This window comes from Kordiimonas sp. UBA4487, assembly GCF_002389025.1.
GTDB lineage: Bacteria > Pseudomonadota > Alphaproteobacteria > Sphingomonadales > Kordiimonadaceae > Kordiimonas > Kordiimonas lacus.
The window spans coordinates 92,664-108,932 of sequence record NZ_DGNR01000003.1; the positions used below are offsets into that span (position 1 = coordinate 92,664).

Annotated in this window: 8 protein-coding genes; 4 read left to right on the forward strand and 4 right to left on the reverse strand. The window is 56.8% G+C overall.

Features of this window, described 5'->3' with window-relative positions; genetic code table 11:
- Positions 1-176: 176 nt before the first annotated feature.
- The 4 genes from B3Z17_RS01785 (at position 177) to B3Z17_RS01800 (ending at position 9,215) form a co-directional block, all read left to right on the forward strand.
- Entirely contained in the window at positions 177-674 is a 498-nt protein-coding gene (locus B3Z17_RS01785) for an Lrp/AsnC ligand binding domain-containing protein (RefSeq protein ID WP_068305331.1), read from the forward strand.
- Positions 675-855: 181 nt separating this feature from the next.
- Positions 856-3,984 (forward strand): bifunctional proline dehydrogenase/L-glutamate gamma-semialdehyde dehydrogenase PutA, encoded by a 3,129-nt coding sequence (gene putA / locus B3Z17_RS01790; RefSeq protein ID WP_286828334.1) that lies wholly within the window; start codon positions 856-858, stop codon positions 3,982-3,984.
- Positions 3,985-4,396: 412 nt separating this feature from the next.
- The gene (locus B3Z17_RS01795; protein WP_286828335.1) at positions 4,397-6,967 is read left to right on the forward strand and encodes a TonB-dependent receptor plug domain-containing protein; all 2,571 of its coding nucleotides are present in this window, start codon (positions 4,397-4,399) and stop codon (positions 6,965-6,967) included.
- A gap of 271 nt (positions 6,968-7,238) precedes the next feature.
- Positions 7,239-9,215, forward strand: coding sequence for a BCCT family transporter (locus B3Z17_RS01800; RefSeq protein ID WP_068305335.1), 1,977 nt, complete (start codon positions 7,239-7,241; stop codon positions 9,213-9,215).
- A gap of 14 nt (positions 9,216-9,229) precedes the next feature.
- Here B3Z17_RS01800 and B3Z17_RS01805 read toward each other — a convergent pair whose 3' ends face one another.
- The 4 genes from B3Z17_RS01805 to B3Z17_RS01820 all read right to left on the reverse strand — a co-directional run bounded on the left by B3Z17_RS01805 (position 9,230) and on the right by B3Z17_RS01820 (position 16,207).
- Positions 9,230-10,030, reverse strand: a complete 801-nt coding sequence (locus B3Z17_RS01805; protein WP_286828336.1) for a substrate-binding periplasmic protein — start codon at positions 10,028-10,030, stop codon at positions 9,230-9,232.
- Positions 10,031-10,096: 66 nt separating this feature from the next.
- Positions 10,097-12,085 carry a tetratricopeptide repeat-containing sulfotransferase family protein gene (locus tag B3Z17_RS01810; protein ID WP_286828337.1) on the reverse strand — a complete coding sequence of 663 codons (1,989 nt, stop codon included), beginning with the start codon at positions 12,083-12,085 and terminating at the stop codon, positions 10,097-10,099.
- A gap of 94 nt (positions 12,086-12,179) precedes the next feature.
- Positions 12,180-14,705, reverse strand: coding sequence for a TonB-dependent receptor (locus tag B3Z17_RS01815; protein WP_286828338.1), 2,526 nt, complete (start codon positions 14,703-14,705; stop codon positions 12,180-12,182).
- A gap of 404 nt (positions 14,706-15,109) precedes the next feature.
- Positions 15,110-16,207, reverse strand: coding sequence for a lipase family protein (locus tag B3Z17_RS01820; protein ID WP_286828339.1), 1,098 nt, complete (start codon positions 16,205-16,207; stop codon positions 15,110-15,112).
- Between the last annotated feature and the right edge of the window lie 62 nt (positions 16,208-16,269).

Sequence of the window (16,269 nt, forward strand, 5' to 3'; positions counted from 1 at the left end):
GAAATGGCTGAAAAGCAGGAAAACCGCGACAGGAAATAACTCATTTTCGATAAAAATGGTTACATATTCTGCTGCAAGGAAGATATTGTTCGCAAAGTTGAAGGGTTTGACGCGTGTGATGCCAATTGGGGGCCTTTGGCATGACCCGTTATGATAGTTGGGTGTGAGGCCAGAGCATGACCAAGAAGCTGGATGCTATCGACAAGCGTATATTGGATATTCTGCAGGCGCAGGGGCGTATCTCGAACGCCGCGCTCTCGCAGGCAATCAACCTTAGCCCAACACCTTGCCTTGACCGTGTCAGGCGGCTTGAGCGCGAAGGCTATATCAAGGGCTATCACGCTGTTCTGTCGCCAGAACATCTGAAATGTGCCTTTGTCACGTTCATCACGGTCAGCCTTGACCGGACCACTGAATATGTCTTCGACAGTTTCGCAAAGAAGATCGCCAAGTTCGACGAGGTCGTCGAATGCTACATGGTTGGTGGCGGATTTGACTATCTGCTCAAAATCCGCACCGAGGACATGACGGAATTCCGTCGCTTCATGGGCGAGAAGCTGACCATCATGCCGGAGGTGGCCAATACCCAAAGCTTCTTTGTGATGGAAGAGGTCAAGGACACACACCTGCTGCAGGTAATCAAGCCGGGGCTGGGCACTTTGGGGCCCAACTGAACTGCTGCGCAAAGTCCTGTCTTTGGGGGCTTGCTGGCGCGCACTCCAAAGCCAGCATAAAAATCTGCAATCCTGGCTTTTGGGCAGATAAAATAACTGTTTTTCCTGAATTATGGTCACACATGCTGCGCCTTCTTTCCTACGATCATCGGCAGGGAAGTGTTGGTGAAAGATGTATGCCATGTGTGATCTCAAAAACCTGAGGAATGAAATTGCATCCAGCAAACTGTTGGATGAAGAGGTGTTGGTTCAGCGCCTGCTGGACCAGTGTGAAATATCGGACGACGGCGCAGAGCAGATTGAAGCTGCCGCATGCCGTGTGGTGGAAAACGCCCGGACACAGAAAGACGTGCAGCCCCTGATGGATGCCTTCTTTCTGGAGTATGGCTTGTCGAACCAGGAAGGCATCGCGCTCATGTGCCTGGCCGAAGCGCTTCTGCGCGTGCCGGACAAGAAAACCCGCGATGCCCTGATTGCCGACAAGATCGCGCCGGGTGAATGGGCGGCCCATATCGGCCATGCCGATTCCTTTTTCGTCAATGCCTCAACTTGGGGCCTTCGGCTGACCGGTCAGGTGATTGCGCTGGGCAAAGCCGAAGAAGGGGCGCCTGACCGCATATTGGGCCGCATGATCCACCGTCTGGGCGAGCCGGTTATCCGTGCCGCCATGATGCAGGCCATGAAGGTGTTGGGGGCGGAGTTTGTGCTGGGCGAGACCATGGATGAAGCCATCTCGCGCGGCAAGAAGCTCTATGGTCCTAACCAGCTTTATTCTTTCGATATGCTGGGAGAAGCCGCGCGGACTTTTGCGGATGCTGACCGCTATTTCGAAGCCTACATGGCTGCGATTCAGGCAGCGGGCGAACAAGGCGCTGGCAACAGCGTTTATGACAGGTCGGGTATCTCGATCAAACTTTCGGCGCTGCACCCCAGCTATGAATATACCAAGCGCGAAGAACTGCTGCGGGACTTGCTGCCGCGTGTGACTGAACTTGCATCGGTGGCAGCGTTCCTTGGTGTGAAGCTGAGTATTGATGCTGAGGAAGCGGACCGGCTTGAACTATCGCTCGATATTTTTGAAGGCGTGGTCAGAAGCGGTGAGGTGCAGCAGGACTGGGAGGGTTTCGGGCTTGTCTTGCAGGCCTACGGCAAGCGCGCATTGCCAGTGATCAGCTGGCTGGATGCCCTCAGTCGTGACGTCGGCATGAAGTTCATGGTGCGGCTGGTGAAGGGCGCCTACTGGGATTCTGAAATCAAGCACGCGCAGGAACAGGGGCTGGAAGATTTCCCGGTTTTCACCCGCAAGGCCACGTCTGACCTGTCGTACCTTGTGTGCGCGCAGGAAATCCTGAAGCGCAGCGACCGGCTGTTTGGCCAGTTCGCCACCCACAACGCCCATACGGTTGCAGCCATTTCCTATCTGGCCATGGGCAAGGCGGGCGGTTTTGAATTCCAGCGCCTGCACGGCATGGGGCGGCTTGTGTATGATGTCGCCTTCCAGGGGCAGGAAGTCTGCCCGCCGGTGCGGGTGTATGCGCCTGTGGGCGGCCACAAGGATCTGCTGGCCTATCTGGTGCGGCGGCTTCTGGAGAATGGTGCCAACAGTTCCTTTGTGAACCGCTTTATGGACAAATCCATTCCGCCTGCCGACGTTGTGCAGGACCCAATCAAAGTGACGCGGGGGCTGAACGAGTTTCGTCACCCCAGTATTCCTCTTCCAAAAAGGATTTTCGGCATGTCTCGTGACAACTCTATGGGGCTCGACCTGACGTCAGCCGCCGTGCTGGATGAACTGACCCAGGCAGTCAAGGACTGTGCAGGTGAAAGCTTCGATGTAGGACCGCTGGTGCCTGGCGTACGCCCGGGCCAGGATGGTGGCCGGCCAGTGACAAATCCGGCAGATAACACCGAAATTATCGGCACTGTGCGTTATGCCACGCCTGATGAGGTTGGCGCTGCCTTTGACGCGGCGCGGAAAAGCCAGCCAGCGTGGGACCGTCTTGGCGGTGCCAAGCGGGCTGTGCTTTTGAACAAGGCGGCTGACATGCTGGAGGCTGACCTGATCCCGCTGATTGCCATTCTGGTGCGTGAAGCCGGGAAAACTTACCCCGATGCCGTGGCGGAAGTGCGTGAAGCCGTAGATTTCTGCCGCTATTATGCGGGTCAGGCTGAGCGCGAGTTCACCGATTACGTCAGCCTGCCTGGCCCGGCGGGTGAGGAAAACACCATTGGCCTGCATGGCCGCGGCGTGTTTGTTTGCATCAGCCCTTGGAACTTCCCGCTGGCGATTTTTGTTGGCCAGGTGGTGGCTGCTCTCGCGGCCGGGAACACGGTTCTGGCCAAATCGGCAGAACAAACGCCGATTATCGCCGACCGGGCGATCCGGACGCTCCATAAGGCGGGTGTGCCGGAAGATGTGGCCATGCTGTTGCCGGGCGACGGCGCCGTGGGTGGCGAACTGGTGCAGCATCCAGCGGTGGGTGGTGTGGCCTTCACGGGCAGCACCCAGACGGCGCACGCCATCAACCACGTGCTGGCCATGAAGCCCGGTCCGATTGTGCCGTTCATCGCCGAAACCGGCGGCCAGAACGTGATGTTTGTCGACAGCACGGCGCTTCTCGAACAAGTCACGGACGATGTGGTGCAATCGGCCTTCAAAAGCGCGGGCCAGCGCTGTTCAGCTCTGCGGGTTCTTTACCTGCAGGAAGACATCGCCGATGCCGCCATCGATATGATCAAGGGTGCGATGGATACGCTGAAGATCGGCTCGCCCGCTGATATCGATACGGACGTTGGGCCGGTGATTGACCGCCGGGCGTCCGACAAGCTGGGCGAGCACTGCTACCATATGGCCAGAAGCTGCGATAACCATTATGCGCTGGAGCTGCCAGCCGACTGTGCGAACGGTACTTTCATTGCACCGCACCTCTTCGAGATTGGCAGCATAACGGAGCTGAGCGAAGAACAATTCGGCCCGATCCTGCATATTGTTCGCTACGCAGAAAGCCAGCTTGAGGAAAAGCTGAAGGAAGCCTTTTCAACCGGCTATGGCCTGACACTTGGCATCCATACCCGTATGGAAAGCCGCTGGCGTGAGGTGTTCAAAAAAGCGCCTGTGGGCAACACCTATATCAACCGCAATATGGTTGGTGCGGTTGTTGGCTCCCAGCCGTTCGGGGGGCAGGGCCTCTCGGGTACGGGCTATAAAGCCGGCGGGCCACGCTACCTCTATAAATTTGCGACGGAAAAGACCTTGTCCGTGAATATCATGGCCAGCGGTGGCGACCCTGCCATTCTGATGGTCAGCTAAGCGATAGCCTTTTCGGACCGGGGCCCGCGGCACTCGCCATTCGGTGCAAAACCGCAGTTACTCATCCCCCTTTGTGTAAGCGATAGGGTCCCGGTTCGAACAGGCTGCCCCCGACGACCTCCCATTCCCCGGGGGCAGCCGCCCATCAAAGCAAGATTAAATAATCCCAAAATTCGCGGGTCGTACGTCTAAATCATGGGTAAGTATAGGGCTAGTACAGGGTGCAGCATAATGTGCTGCTGATCTTTTGTTTTGCTAGATAAAATAACTGATTTTTCCCAATTACAGCGACACATGCTGGGGTCCCCTTCTTATAATTCATTAATCCTATCAGGGAGAAAGTGGCCGGCTGTCGCCAGCTTTGGTGCAAAAGCGAGCAAGCCGGATTTTTTAAAACGGAGGGGTTCCGACCATGAAACTTAAAGCTAAAGCAAACAGGCAGATGGGTGTCCCCAGAACAGCCTTCCTGTCATGCCTTCTGGCCAGTACAGCGCTCAGTGGCGCCAATGCGCAGGAGCAATCTGCGGACACGAATGAGAATTTCGCATTTGAGGAAATTACGGTGTTGGGTTCGCGCCGGGCAGACGCGCGCTCTGCGATGGATGCCGCCGTGCCGGTGGATGTCCTGAGCGGCGACGACCTGAACGCACACGGCAGCACGGATATGCTGGACGTGCTGACCTCCAGCATCCCGTCCTTCAATGCCAACCGCGAGCCGATCAGTGACGCGGCAACACTGGTGCGCCCGGTCAACCTGCGGGCCCTGCCATCCGACCATACGCTGGTGTTGGTGAACGGCAAGCGCCGTCACCGTGGTGCGGTTGTGGGTGAATTCGTATCGGGTGTGAACCGTGGCGCACAAGGTGTTGATGTTAATCCACTTTTCGGCGCTGCGCTCAAGCAGGTTGAAGTGCTGCGTGATGGTGCGGCAGCCCAGTATGGGTCTGATGCCATCGCGGGTGTGATGAACTATGCGCTGATCGATGATCCGGAAGTGCGGCGCATCACAGCGCAATATTCGCAGGCCTATGAGGGCGATGGTGAAACTTGGGAAGTTTCCGGCGCGTTCGGTACGCATGTTGGCGACACGGGCTTTGCAACGCTCGCCTTCCAGGTGAAAGACGGCCAACCCACAAGCCGTGGCGTGCAGGACGGTGAGGGCACCAACAGCGGCGCCACCGCGCTTGCGGATGCGGGCTTCCCGATCCAGGACCCTGTGGTGGTCTGGGGTGCCCCAGAAGTGAAGAATGACTATAAGGTCATCGTTAACTCAGCGATCCCGATGGGCATGTCTGAACTTTACGCCTTCGGTAACTATGCTACGCGTGATGTTGACGGCAGCTTCTTCTACCGGAATCCGACAAACCGGTCCGGCGTTTTTGCGGCTGATGGCAACGTGCTGTTTGCTGATACAACAGGTGCGGGCGGCTGCCCGGTTGGCCCACTGCCGACAGACAGCTTCGCCAACGCCGAAGCCTTCATCAATTCGGCACCCAGCAATTGTTTTGCCTTCCAGTCCCTGTTCCCGGGCGGCTTTACGCCACGCTTTGGCGGCAAGGTTGTTGACTATAGCGCCTCTGCGGGCGTGCGCGGCGACATGCTGGAGACTGGCCGCTATGATATCAGCATCAACCACGGCAAGAACGATGTAGCTTATGAGATCTACAACACGGTGAATGCGTCGCTTGGGCCGAACACGCCAACCGCGTTCGAGCTTGGCAGCCAGATCCAGTCTGAAACCGTCATGAATGCGGATTTCTCTATTCCTGTGGCGGTGGATGCTTTCGCGTCTGACCTCAATATCGCCTTCGGTGCCCAATATCACCGCGAGCAGTTCGAAATTGAAGAAGGTCAGGAAGAATCCTATGTGGCCGGCCCTTATGTGGACCAGGGCTTCTCAGTGGGTTCAAACGGCTTCCAGGGGTTCAGCGACAAGGTTGCTGGCACCTTCAAGCGGAACAGTAAGAGTATCTATCTGGACCTTGAGGCCGATATCACCGACCGCTTCCTGATGAGTGCGGCGGCCCGGTATGAGGATTTCTCCGACTTTGGCGATACGTTCAACGGCAAGATCGCGGCGCGCTATAATGTGACTGATGCCTTCGCCATTCGGGGTGCCTTCAGCACCGGCTTCCGGGCACCAACGCTTGGTCAGTCGAACCTGCAGCGGGCCTCGACGGGTTTTGCTAACGGTCAGCTGATCGAACAGCTGGTGATCGCCAGTACAGACCCGATCGCCGAATTCTTCGGTGGTGGGCAGCTGGACCCGGAGAAGGCTGAAAACATCAGCCTTGGCTTCACCGCTCAACTGGGTGCGGTGGATCTGACGGTTGATTTCTTCGATATCACCGTAAAAGACCGCGTGTCGCTGACATCAGCAACCATTGATGATGCCAGCCGGCAGGAACTGATCGATCTCGGGAACCCAGAAGCTGCAACCATCAGTCAGGTGCAGTTCTTCGTGAACGACTTTGATACCAACACCACAGGCGTTGATATCGTGGCCAACTACCCGATCGATTGGGACAATGGCCGCACCAACATCACCCTGGCGTTCAACTATACGGACACCAAGGTAACAGACCGCGGCGCCACCATCAGTGATGGTCGTGAGCGGGAGATCGAAGATGCGCTGCCAAGCACACGCACAACCCTGACTGTCAGCCACTCGGTTGGCCAGTTCACGGGGCTTGTTCGTGTGAACCATTATGGTGAAGCGTACGAATCCCTCTTTAACGATGCCACGCTGCCGGTTGTAACGCCGGGCATGTTCATCGTGGATGCGCAGGTTACGTGGGATATCAATGAAATGCTCCAGGTGGCTGTAGGTGCGAAGAACCTCTTTGATGCCTACCCGGACGAATGGTCCACAGCGGGCTTTACTGGCCGCGACGGTGGGTTCCTGGGTGCCATTTATCCACTTAATCACCCTGCTGGTCTGGGTGGTGGCAGCCTGTATGCCAAGCTGACCGCCAACTTCTAGACGGTTTCCTCAGCAGGACTTTTGGGGCGTGCTTCTGCGCGCCCCTTTCTTTTGTGGGCTGTTCCCTATGGGGGAAGGCTTGTGGCTGGGGCCATCGGTGTTGGACGGTGCAAGGGAAAGGGTTGTTCTATCGAGTTCAAATGTTTATGACTGAGTACCGACGTGAAAAGGCTGACGCCATCTTGAAAAAGGTGGCTGTTTTCTTTTGTTTTGGCCGGAAGGGCCGAATTTGTCATAATGTTTGAAATCAAATTATTTAGGTGGTTCCCCGATGTTCGCGACGAAAGAAAAAGGCCGGTCTGGTTCCTGGGCGGGGATTTGCCCTCCCGTGTTTTTCCCGGCAGCCATCGTGATCGGGCTTCTGGTTCTGGCGGCTGTTGTCGCGGGAGAGAGTGCGGAAGGCATATTTGGCGCTGTTCAGGACTGGGTGGCACGAACCACAGGCTGGGTATATATGCTGGCGGTCAGCGGATTCCTGGTGTTCTGCCTGTATCTTGGTTTCAGCCGTCACGGCAATACCCGGCTTGGGCCGAACCATTCTCGGCCTGACTATAGCTTCATTTCCTGGTTCGCCATGCTGTTTTCGGCAGGTATCGGCATTGGGCTTCTGTTCTTCGGGGTGGCCGAGCCGCTGATGCATTATCTGGCACCGCCAGACGCTGACCCCCGGACCATCGAGGCCGCCAAGGAAGCCATGCAGGTGACCTTCTTTCACTGGGGTGTCAATGCCTGGGCGGTCTATGCAGTGGTTGGGCTTTCGCTGGCTTATTTCAGCTTCCGTCACAATCTGCCGCTGACCATCCGGTCGGCGCTCTATCCCTTGATTGGGGAGCGTATTCACGGGCCGCTGGGTCATACCATCGATACACTGGCGGTGATCGGCACACTGTTTGGCGTGGCTACGTCTCTGGGGATTGGCGTGTCGCAGGTGAATGCCGGGCTTCATCATCTGTTTGATATCCCACTTAACAGCACAGTGCAGGTGATCCTGATTGCTGCCATCACGGGCTGTGCCACCATTTCCGTGGTCTCTGGCCTTGATGCAGGAATCAAGCGGCTGTCAGAGCTGAATATGATTCTGGCGGGCCTGTTGCTGTTGTTTGTTATCGTAGCCGGTCCGACGCTTCTGTTCTTCAACAGCTTTGTCCAGAACATCGGCCTCTATCTGGGTACCGTGATCGACCGCAGCTTCCGGCTGAATGCCTATTCGGGCGACCATGACTGGATGGCGAGCTGGACCCTGTTCTATTGGGGTTGGTGGATCAGCTGGTCGCCGTTCGTGGGCATCTTCATTGCCCGTATTTCGCGTGGTCGCACGATCCGTGAATTCGTCTTTGGCGTCTTGTTGGTGCCGTCCGTCTTTACGTTCATCTGGATGACGGCTTTCGGCAACGGCGCGCTTTCCTTCGAGCTGTCCGGCGAGGGCAGTATCGCTGAGATGGTGGGCACGAATATGCCGTTAGGACTGTTCGCCTTTCTGGAACACTTGCCGGGTTCAAGCATTGTGTCCTTCATTGCCATTATTCTGATCATCACCTTCTTTGTCACATCGTCGGACTCTGGCTCGCTGGTGATCGATACCATCACGTCAGGCGGGCAATTGAATCCACCGATTTGGACGCGCGTGTTCTGGGCCGTCACGGAAGGTGTTGTGGCCGCAGTTCTGATGGTCACGGGTGGCCTTGGTGCTTTGCAGACAGCCACGATTACCACCGCGCTTCCTTTTACCTTTGTGATTATTCTGGCCTGTATGGGCTTGATGCGCGGCCTCAGGATGGAGGCAGCCAAGGAGATGGGTGCGCGGGTCGCGCCTGATGTGCAGGTGATGGGGCAGGGTGTCTCCTGGAAACAGCGGCTGGATGCGATCCTCAGCTATCCTACTGCCACGGAAATCGAAGCCTTTATGGCGACGCGGGTGAGGCCTGCGCTTGAGAAAGTGGCCAAGGAAATCAGCGAAAGCGACCATGCGGCGAAAGTGGAACTTAGCGCCGGTGGCACTGAAATTCGTATTCTGCACGGCAGCGAGACGGATTTCCTGTATGGCGTTGAGATGCGGCCTCTGTTGCAGCCTGATTTTTCCTATATCGGCAAGGGCGTGGAAAGTAAGCGGTTTTACCGGGCAGAAGTGCATCTGCTGGAAGGCAGTCAGCATTATGATGTTTACGGCTTTTCAGAAGACCAGCTGATCCACGATATCCTCAGCCAGTATGACAAGCATGTTCACTTCCTGAATATCGCCAGGGTTTAGTCAATTGACATGGGCTAGCGCGCATCCATTTGGTTGCGCGCTGCCATCCAGCGGCTAATTTCATCAATCTTGGCGCTCAGAAGCCCGCCGTCTTTTTCAGCGTCATAATGCGCGTTGAAAAGGTCACGCAGCTTTTCGCCTGTATCGGATTTCTTGAAACAGATCAGATGGTCGTTGGTGATCAGATACCGGCTGTTCATCTCCAGAAGCTCGCGGTAAGGCTCCAGCTTTTTGTCGGACGACAGCAGATATCGCATATTTGCTTCGTCAATTACCGCCAGGTCGATCCGGCCGAAGGCAAGGCGCCGTAAATTGAGTGCGTCGTTGTGAACGGTGCTGACATCAAGCGTCTGGTCATGGGCCATCTTGTCAAATTCGGCTTCATTGACGTAACCGGACACCGCACCAATGCGCACGCCTGTGAGGTCTTCGAGCTGTTCCCAGCGGATCGGTGTGTCCTTACGCTGGACAAAGCCGACTTTGCTTTGGCCAATCGGGGCAGAGAAATGGCAGATATCCTCGCGGTCCTTGGAATAATAAACCGGGCCGGTGGCTACGAATCCTTCGTCGGCCAGTGCCGTGGTGAGGCTGCGTTGCCATGCGGCGAATTTCACCTCAAGGGGCAGGCCTGCTCGTGCAAAGACATCGCGGATGAGGGCGATGGAGGCGCCCTGGTCTGGCAGGTCCTTGCCGGCAAAAGGCGGCCAGTCAGTCGCTGTCATGCGCACGGCATCGGGCAAAGGCACGTCACGGGTCAAGGCGGGCGTGCTGGTCCCCATCAGGAGGGCAAGCGATAGGCTTAGTATCTTGAGCATCTGGCTCTCCGGCTGTTTCCGGTGTGCCCATCATACCCCAATTAGGGCATTGGTTGGATATCTTATTTATGCCTGTTGACCCACAAGAGGGCCAAGCGCGTCCCTGAGCGGTGCCAGGTGGGCGTCAAAGGGGCGCCAGGGCTCAAGCCCTTTGGTGTTGATCGGCTGGCGTACTTGTTCCGAACTTGCAGTGCGAACAGACCGGTCGGTCTTAAAGAACTCGAGGCACGCGTCCTCGAACGGTAGGCCACAATGGTCGAGGATTCGCCGTACCTGGGTTTCAAGGTCAGCCACCACATCTTCATATTGCACCCGCAGTACCTTCCCGGGCAGCACGCTGTCCCAATGGTCCATCAAGGCCACATAGTCACGGTAATAGCGGCCAATTTCGGTCAAGCCATAGGTGAATTCCTGGCCTTCGGCGAACAGTTGCTTGAAACCGGAGAAGCAGCAGGCCATCGGGTCCCGGCGGGCATCAATGATCTTGGCGTTCGGCAGGATCAACTGAATAAGGCCGATGTGGCGGAAGTTGTTTGGCATTTTGTCGATAAAGAAGGGTGCGTCCCCGCGGTGAATACGCGTGTCCTCGATATATTTTTCCCCAAAGGCCCGAAGTTCATCAGCGCTCATGTGCCACAGGCTTTTCGGGTAGCCGTCTTCCGCCTGTACACTTTTCTGCGCCCTCAATTTGTGCGCAAGTGACAGGATGTTAGGCAGTTCCATGGTGCCGTCAACCTGGCTGTGGGAGGCCAGGATCTGCTCCAGGAGCGTCGAGCCTGCGCGCGGCAGGCCCACAATGAAGATGGGGTCAGGCGCCTGGCAGCCGCTACCGCTGTGGTGCTCGAACAGCTCGGCTGTGCATACTGCGGCCTGGGTCTGGAGTTCTTCCTCCATCTGGTCGGCCTTATAGCGGCACTGGTGGCGCTTCAGCGCGTTGCCTTCCTCATAGTGGCCGAAGGACCGGTCGTACTCCTCCCGGTCTTCGTACGCCTTGCCGAGCGCGAAATGGAGTTGGATGCGGCCATCAAGCGGCAGGGTGCCGGTGCTGGCTTGCTGTTCCATGGCTTTGATTTCAGCGTCCTCGAACCGGTAGGTCTTGAGGTTTGCGAGCCCGTAATAGGCATCTGCATGTGCGGGCTGGGCCTTAAATGCTGCGCGGTAGGCAGCAACAGCTTCATCCTGCTGGCCGATGGTCTTGAGCGCATGGCCTTTGGACGTCAATGTTGTGGCGTCATTGGGCAGTTTTTCCAGGATGCGGTCGAAGGTTTCAAGTGCGGTGCCATAATCGCCAGCCTGCAGGCTCTCGATGGCATAATGGCTCAGGAATATCGGGTTTTCCGGATCGCTGTCGTGCAGCGCTTTCGCTTCCTTGAGCGCTTGGTCGAACTTCTGCCGTTTCCTGAGGGTAGCAATATAGTCGAGCCGTACTTGCACGTTTGCGGGTTCGAACGTCAGCGCGCTTTCCAATAGGAACTCAGCTTCTTCCAGTGCACCGAACCTGATGCCGATATCCGCCAGCAGGCGCATGCCTTCAGCATGCTTGGGGTTGCGCCGCAGGAACGCACGGCACAGCTTTTCGGCCTTCAGAAGTTTGTCTTCATAAATGAAATTGGTAACTGCCTGCAGCTCTTTCGGGAGGGCAGACAGGCGGGCTGCCTGTGCTGCGGCCTGATGGGCATCCTGTTGCCGCCCGGCGGCAGCGAGCAACTCGGCTTGCGCCTGCCAACTGGCCACAAGTGCCGGGTTGGCGCGGCACGCAAGTTGATAGGCCGCCAAGGCTTCATCATTCCTTCCAAGGGTTCGGTACAGATGGCCTTCTTCCTGAAGCGCGCGGCCAAATTCAGGGCTGGCTTGCTTGAGGGTGCTCAAGGTAGTGAGTGCGGCATCCATCTGGCCAGCATAGCGTTCGCACACGGCCCTCATATAGAGCGCATCGATATGCCCCGGCGCGGCTTCAAGCACGGCGCTCAGCTTGGTCAAAGCGTCGGTGAATCGGCCGTCATAGATTAATTTCTGCGCTTGCTTGAGCGCTTCTATCTGGGAATTGTCCTGCATGATGGGCCTACTATAGCGGCTTGGGGCGAGGGGGGAAGAGCGAAGGCGCCCCAATGTGGAGCGCCTTCGAATTTCTTTGGGTTTTCAGCCGAATTTAATAGTCGACAGAGAAGCGGACGCCGAATGTACGAGGGCGGTTTGTTGTGATCCGCTCGTGGTCGAACACAAGGTTGTTGTTCAGTTGTGCCCGCTCGTCGGTCAGGTTCTCACCAAACACTTCAACCATCCAGTTGTCCTTGCGTACGCCGAATGCCATGCCCATCAGGAAGTAGCTGTCCTGTTCGGCGCGGTTGATCAGCACGATGTCCGAATAGGACGACGCGGAATAGGCAAGTGAAGGCTGGATGTGGGCTTCAAGGCCGTTGTCCATCAGCCATTCGTAGCGCACGCGCAGGTTACCCTGGAAGCTTGGTGCGTAGGAAAGGTCTTCACCCGGTTGTGCGATGGCCACACTGGCGCCGACCAGTTCCTTGACCTCGGTATCGAGGAAAGAGAAGGCTGCGAAGGCAGTCAGCCCCGGTATGGACTGCGAAGCCCACTGCAGGTCACCCTCGATCCCCTTGATCTGCGCGTCAGCCGCGTTATCCGAGAAGAACAGGTTTGTCACAGTGGCGTCGAAGATGGTGGTCTGCAGGTCCTTAATGTCGACAAGGAAGGCGCTACCGTTGAAGCGGAGGCTATTGTCCATAAGGTCCAGTTTCCAACCCAGTTCATAGTTGGTAACTTCGTCCGTGCGGACCACGGCTGGTACAGCACCGCCACCTGCGCCCGCTGGGCGGTTAGGCAGGCCAGGGCGGAAGCCTTCAGAATAAGTGAAGTACAGGAGCGTATTCTCGTTCGGTGTCCAGGACACGTTCCCTTTGAATACCCAGCCTTTGGCTTCAGCACCTTTTGGAACCGGTACGCCGTTGATCACCTGGGTACCGTCGAACTGCGTATCCAGGTTGGTGCCGAAGGCATTCACGTCTTCGCCGCCAAAGTTGAAGAAGGACGAGTTGGCGCTGCCCTTCAGGCGAACGTCAACATCATGCCAGCGCGCACCGGCGGTGACAGAGAGTGTGTCCGGGATCACGTCGAAGGTGGCTTCACCAAACAGGCCGACCTGTTTGTCTGTGCGAGTGATATCGTTGAAGAAGATCACACCGACAGGCCGCGGGTTCGGGTCGCTGACGCTGGAGCCAGGCAGCGGGCCATTTTGCGGCCAGCCAAACACGCCTGGCGTGAAGCTTTCCGCGAACTGGGAACCGGGGTAGGTGAAGTCGTTGCGCTCAATCAGCGTCTGGTCACTGTAGAAGCCACCGAATGTCGCCCGTACGCGCTTTTCAGCCGGGGTGTTGAACCGCAGTTCGTGCGTCCATACCTCTGTTTCGGTTTCAGACCCGACATAAAGGTTTGGTGCCTGACAGGTGCCGGACGGTGCAGCGTCGCCCGGATAGGTCACGGATGCGTCACAGATGTAGTAAGGCAGATACTGGCCCACGAACAGATAGTCGGTATAGTCCACCGTCTGGTCTGTGTCGCGGTTCAGGTAGGCGCCGGCATACACCACTTCAAGCGCGCCAATGCGGCCTTCGATGGTCAGGGCTGTGTTGTCAAAGTCGTCACGGATTTCGTCGGGCGAGAAGCGCTGGACAGACAGTTCATCCGGGTCATCCAGTTCAGGATCAAAGAAGAAGACCCCTTCGCTGTCGATCCGCTGGCGAGTGTGGCCCAGGTTGATTTCCCAGTCCGGCGATGGATAGTAACGCATGCTGACACGTGCGCCGGTATAGGACGCGTCGTTGAAATTGTCTTCCACCAGTGCCAGGTTGCTGGCTTCAAGGAAAGTCACGTCAGACATATCAGCGCCAGCCTGGAAGCCCGGGCTGGTTGTTGTCCCGTTGGGGCGCTGTTCGGCGCCTTTGAAGCGCGCGCTTTCAGCGGCGGTGATGGTGCCGGGTACGTTGTCGATGTAACCGCCCTGGTTATCCACATAGAATACACCGCGAACCGCGAGCTTGTCGTCAATGATCGGATAGTTGATCATTGCCTCGACCTTCTCGCTCATCTCGCCGCCCTTGGTGAAGGACACACCGCCCGACACTTTGGCCTGAAATTCAAGCGTGTCTGGCTTATTGGTGATCAGGCGGATCGTACCGGCCTGCGAGCTGGCGCCGAAAAGCGTGCCCTGCGAACCCGGCAGAACCTCAATCCGGTTCAGGTCAGCGGCGTAAACGTCAAGGTTACGACCCACCTGAGTTACCGGCTGCTCGTCAAGATACAGGGCAACGTTTGGTGCAAGACCTGCTACGCCAGCGGTGGTCAGGTTCGGCGTTGTGGAGGCCAGGCCGCGGATGTAGATGGTTCCCTGGCCGGGGCCGCTACCGCCAGCGGATACGCCAGGCAGTTGAAGCAGATAGTCGGTAAAGACATCCACATCGGTTTGTTCAAGCGCGGTCATGCCCATTGCCTGCACGGCAACAGGAATGTCCTGTGTGCTGGCAGCACGTTTGGTAGCAGTTACCACGACTTCTTCGATCGTACTAAAGTCCACGTCCTCTGCAACGGTGGCAGTGGCAGTGGCCATGATCGGCACAGAGGTCAAAAGGCTTAGCTTCAGGGCCTTCTTGGCAGGTATCACAGAGCGTCTCCCAGTGTTATTTTATGCGCGTACGCGGTGTAGCCTCGGGTCCGGCGCAAGCGCGGATACTCCAATACGATTGGACCAATAACGAGGCTTTTTGTTTGAATACAAATGAATTTATAAGGCGAAGTTAACGCCCTGTCGAATAAACTAATGAAAAAATAGGGGATTAAGTCGCTTGCTTTGCTGGGGTGTTGCAAAAAAGTCGATAGAAAACAAAGTAACGCGACCTCGTTGAAGACAGAGGGTTGACCTTCCGCACGGAATGCTTGTCAGGCTTTCTGATAAAGGGGTGTTCAGGCTTCAGGGCTCACTTCCGTGGGCATGACTATAAGCAGTGTGAACACAGCTTTTTGCACAAGGGCTTATCGCGGAAGAGTTGAGCCCAGGCCGCCGGCTGTTTATTTCGGAGCGCGCTTCAGCGCGCGGGAGCGCAGCTTGCGACGATAGATTGTCATATTGTGATAGGTATCCAGCCGTTTCATCTGGCCGGCCTGTATGGAATGCCAAAGCCGGATAAATCGGTCGGTCACGCCGAACTGAGTATAATATTTGACGGTGGGGTAAAGGCCATTTTCATCCATTTCGCCAGCCGTCATGTGTCTTAGGTCCCCCGCATGTCGGTAACCTTGAACCTTGGTTAGCCAGTTTGCAGCAATGTCGAACAAGCCACCGCCAGGAACGATTTTGGCCATTGTTTTCGCTGCCAGCTTGAAGAAGGAGATCGTTAAGCCTGCTGGGGGCACCAATGGTACCGGATCAAAGGCGTTGACTGTGCGGTAGATGGGGGTTTTGAAGCCGTCATTGAAGGCGTGGTTGCCCACGCGAGGTGCGCCGAAGGTGTAGCAGGCAGCCAGTGTGTCCCGGGCGAAATACCAAGTGGCCATCACAGCCACTGCGCCGCCCAGCGAATGGCCTGTGACATAAAGCGGTAGGCCTTCGGTCTTCCGCAGCAGCTTTTCAATATCCGTCTGGGCATCGGTGAACGCACGGTGAAAACCCTTGTGCGCTTTGCGTCCGCCACCAATTTCCTCAAGCCCAGCGTCCGCGTTATTGATCCAGTCCTGTGGGGATGTAGTGCCGCGGATCACCAGTACGGCAAAGGGTGTCCGGCTGCCGCCGATGTATTTGGCCACATAGCCTTCGGTATTCTTGAGCACATCCAGTGTCTGGTTATAGAAGGTGCCGACAAGCTCGAACCCCGCGGCTTCAAGGATCTTAGCCAGACGTTTCTCGCCGTCCGTGGTGGGGGACTGGAAATAATCCTGCAGTTCCAGCAGTTTTCTTGCCGCCTGTTTGGCGTTGGTGGATTGCACCAGCTCTTCAGCCAGCCCCATAACGTTGGTAAAGGGTGATTTTTCGAATTTCTCGTAAGCCAGTTCCGACAGAATAGCCATTTGCCAGGCCGTGCGGTCGCTGTAGGCGGCACGTTGCACAGGCGGCTTCAGGTTCAGAAGTTCCGGGCCATCGCGGGTTTCGATTTCGGTGGCGTTGCTCATGGTTTTGCTCCCTTGCCAGCCCTGTTGGCGGCCGAGGCAAATAATAGCATGGGTAGAGTGCT

Excerpts from the sequence above, each read along its gene's own strand:
- B3Z17_RS01805 (WP_286828336.1), bottom strand. The coding sequence starts at position 10,030 with ATGCTCAAGATACTAAGCCTATCGCTTGCCCTCCTGATGGGGACCAGC.
- B3Z17_RS01810 (WP_286828337.1), bottom strand. The coding sequence starts at position 12,085 with ATGCAGGACAATTCCCAGATAGAAGCGCTCAAGCAAGCGCAGAAATTA.
- B3Z17_RS01800 (WP_068305335.1), top strand. The coding sequence starts at position 7,239 with ATGTTCGCGACGAAAGAAAAAGGCCGGTCTGGTTCCTGGGCGGGGATT.
- B3Z17_RS01795 (WP_286828335.1), top strand. The coding sequence starts at position 4,397 with ATGAAACTTAAAGCTAAAGCAAACAGGCAGATGGGTGTCCCCAGAACA.
- B3Z17_RS01785 (WP_068305331.1), top strand. The coding sequence starts at position 177 with ATGACCAAGAAGCTGGATGCTATCGACAAGCGTATATTGGATATTCTG.
- putA (WP_286828334.1), top strand. The coding sequence starts at position 856 with ATGTGTGATCTCAAAAACCTGAGGAATGAAATTGCATCCAGCAAACTG.
- B3Z17_RS01820 (WP_286828339.1), bottom strand. The coding sequence starts at position 16,207 with ATGAGCAACGCCACCGAAATCGAAACCCGCGATGGCCCGGAACTTCTG.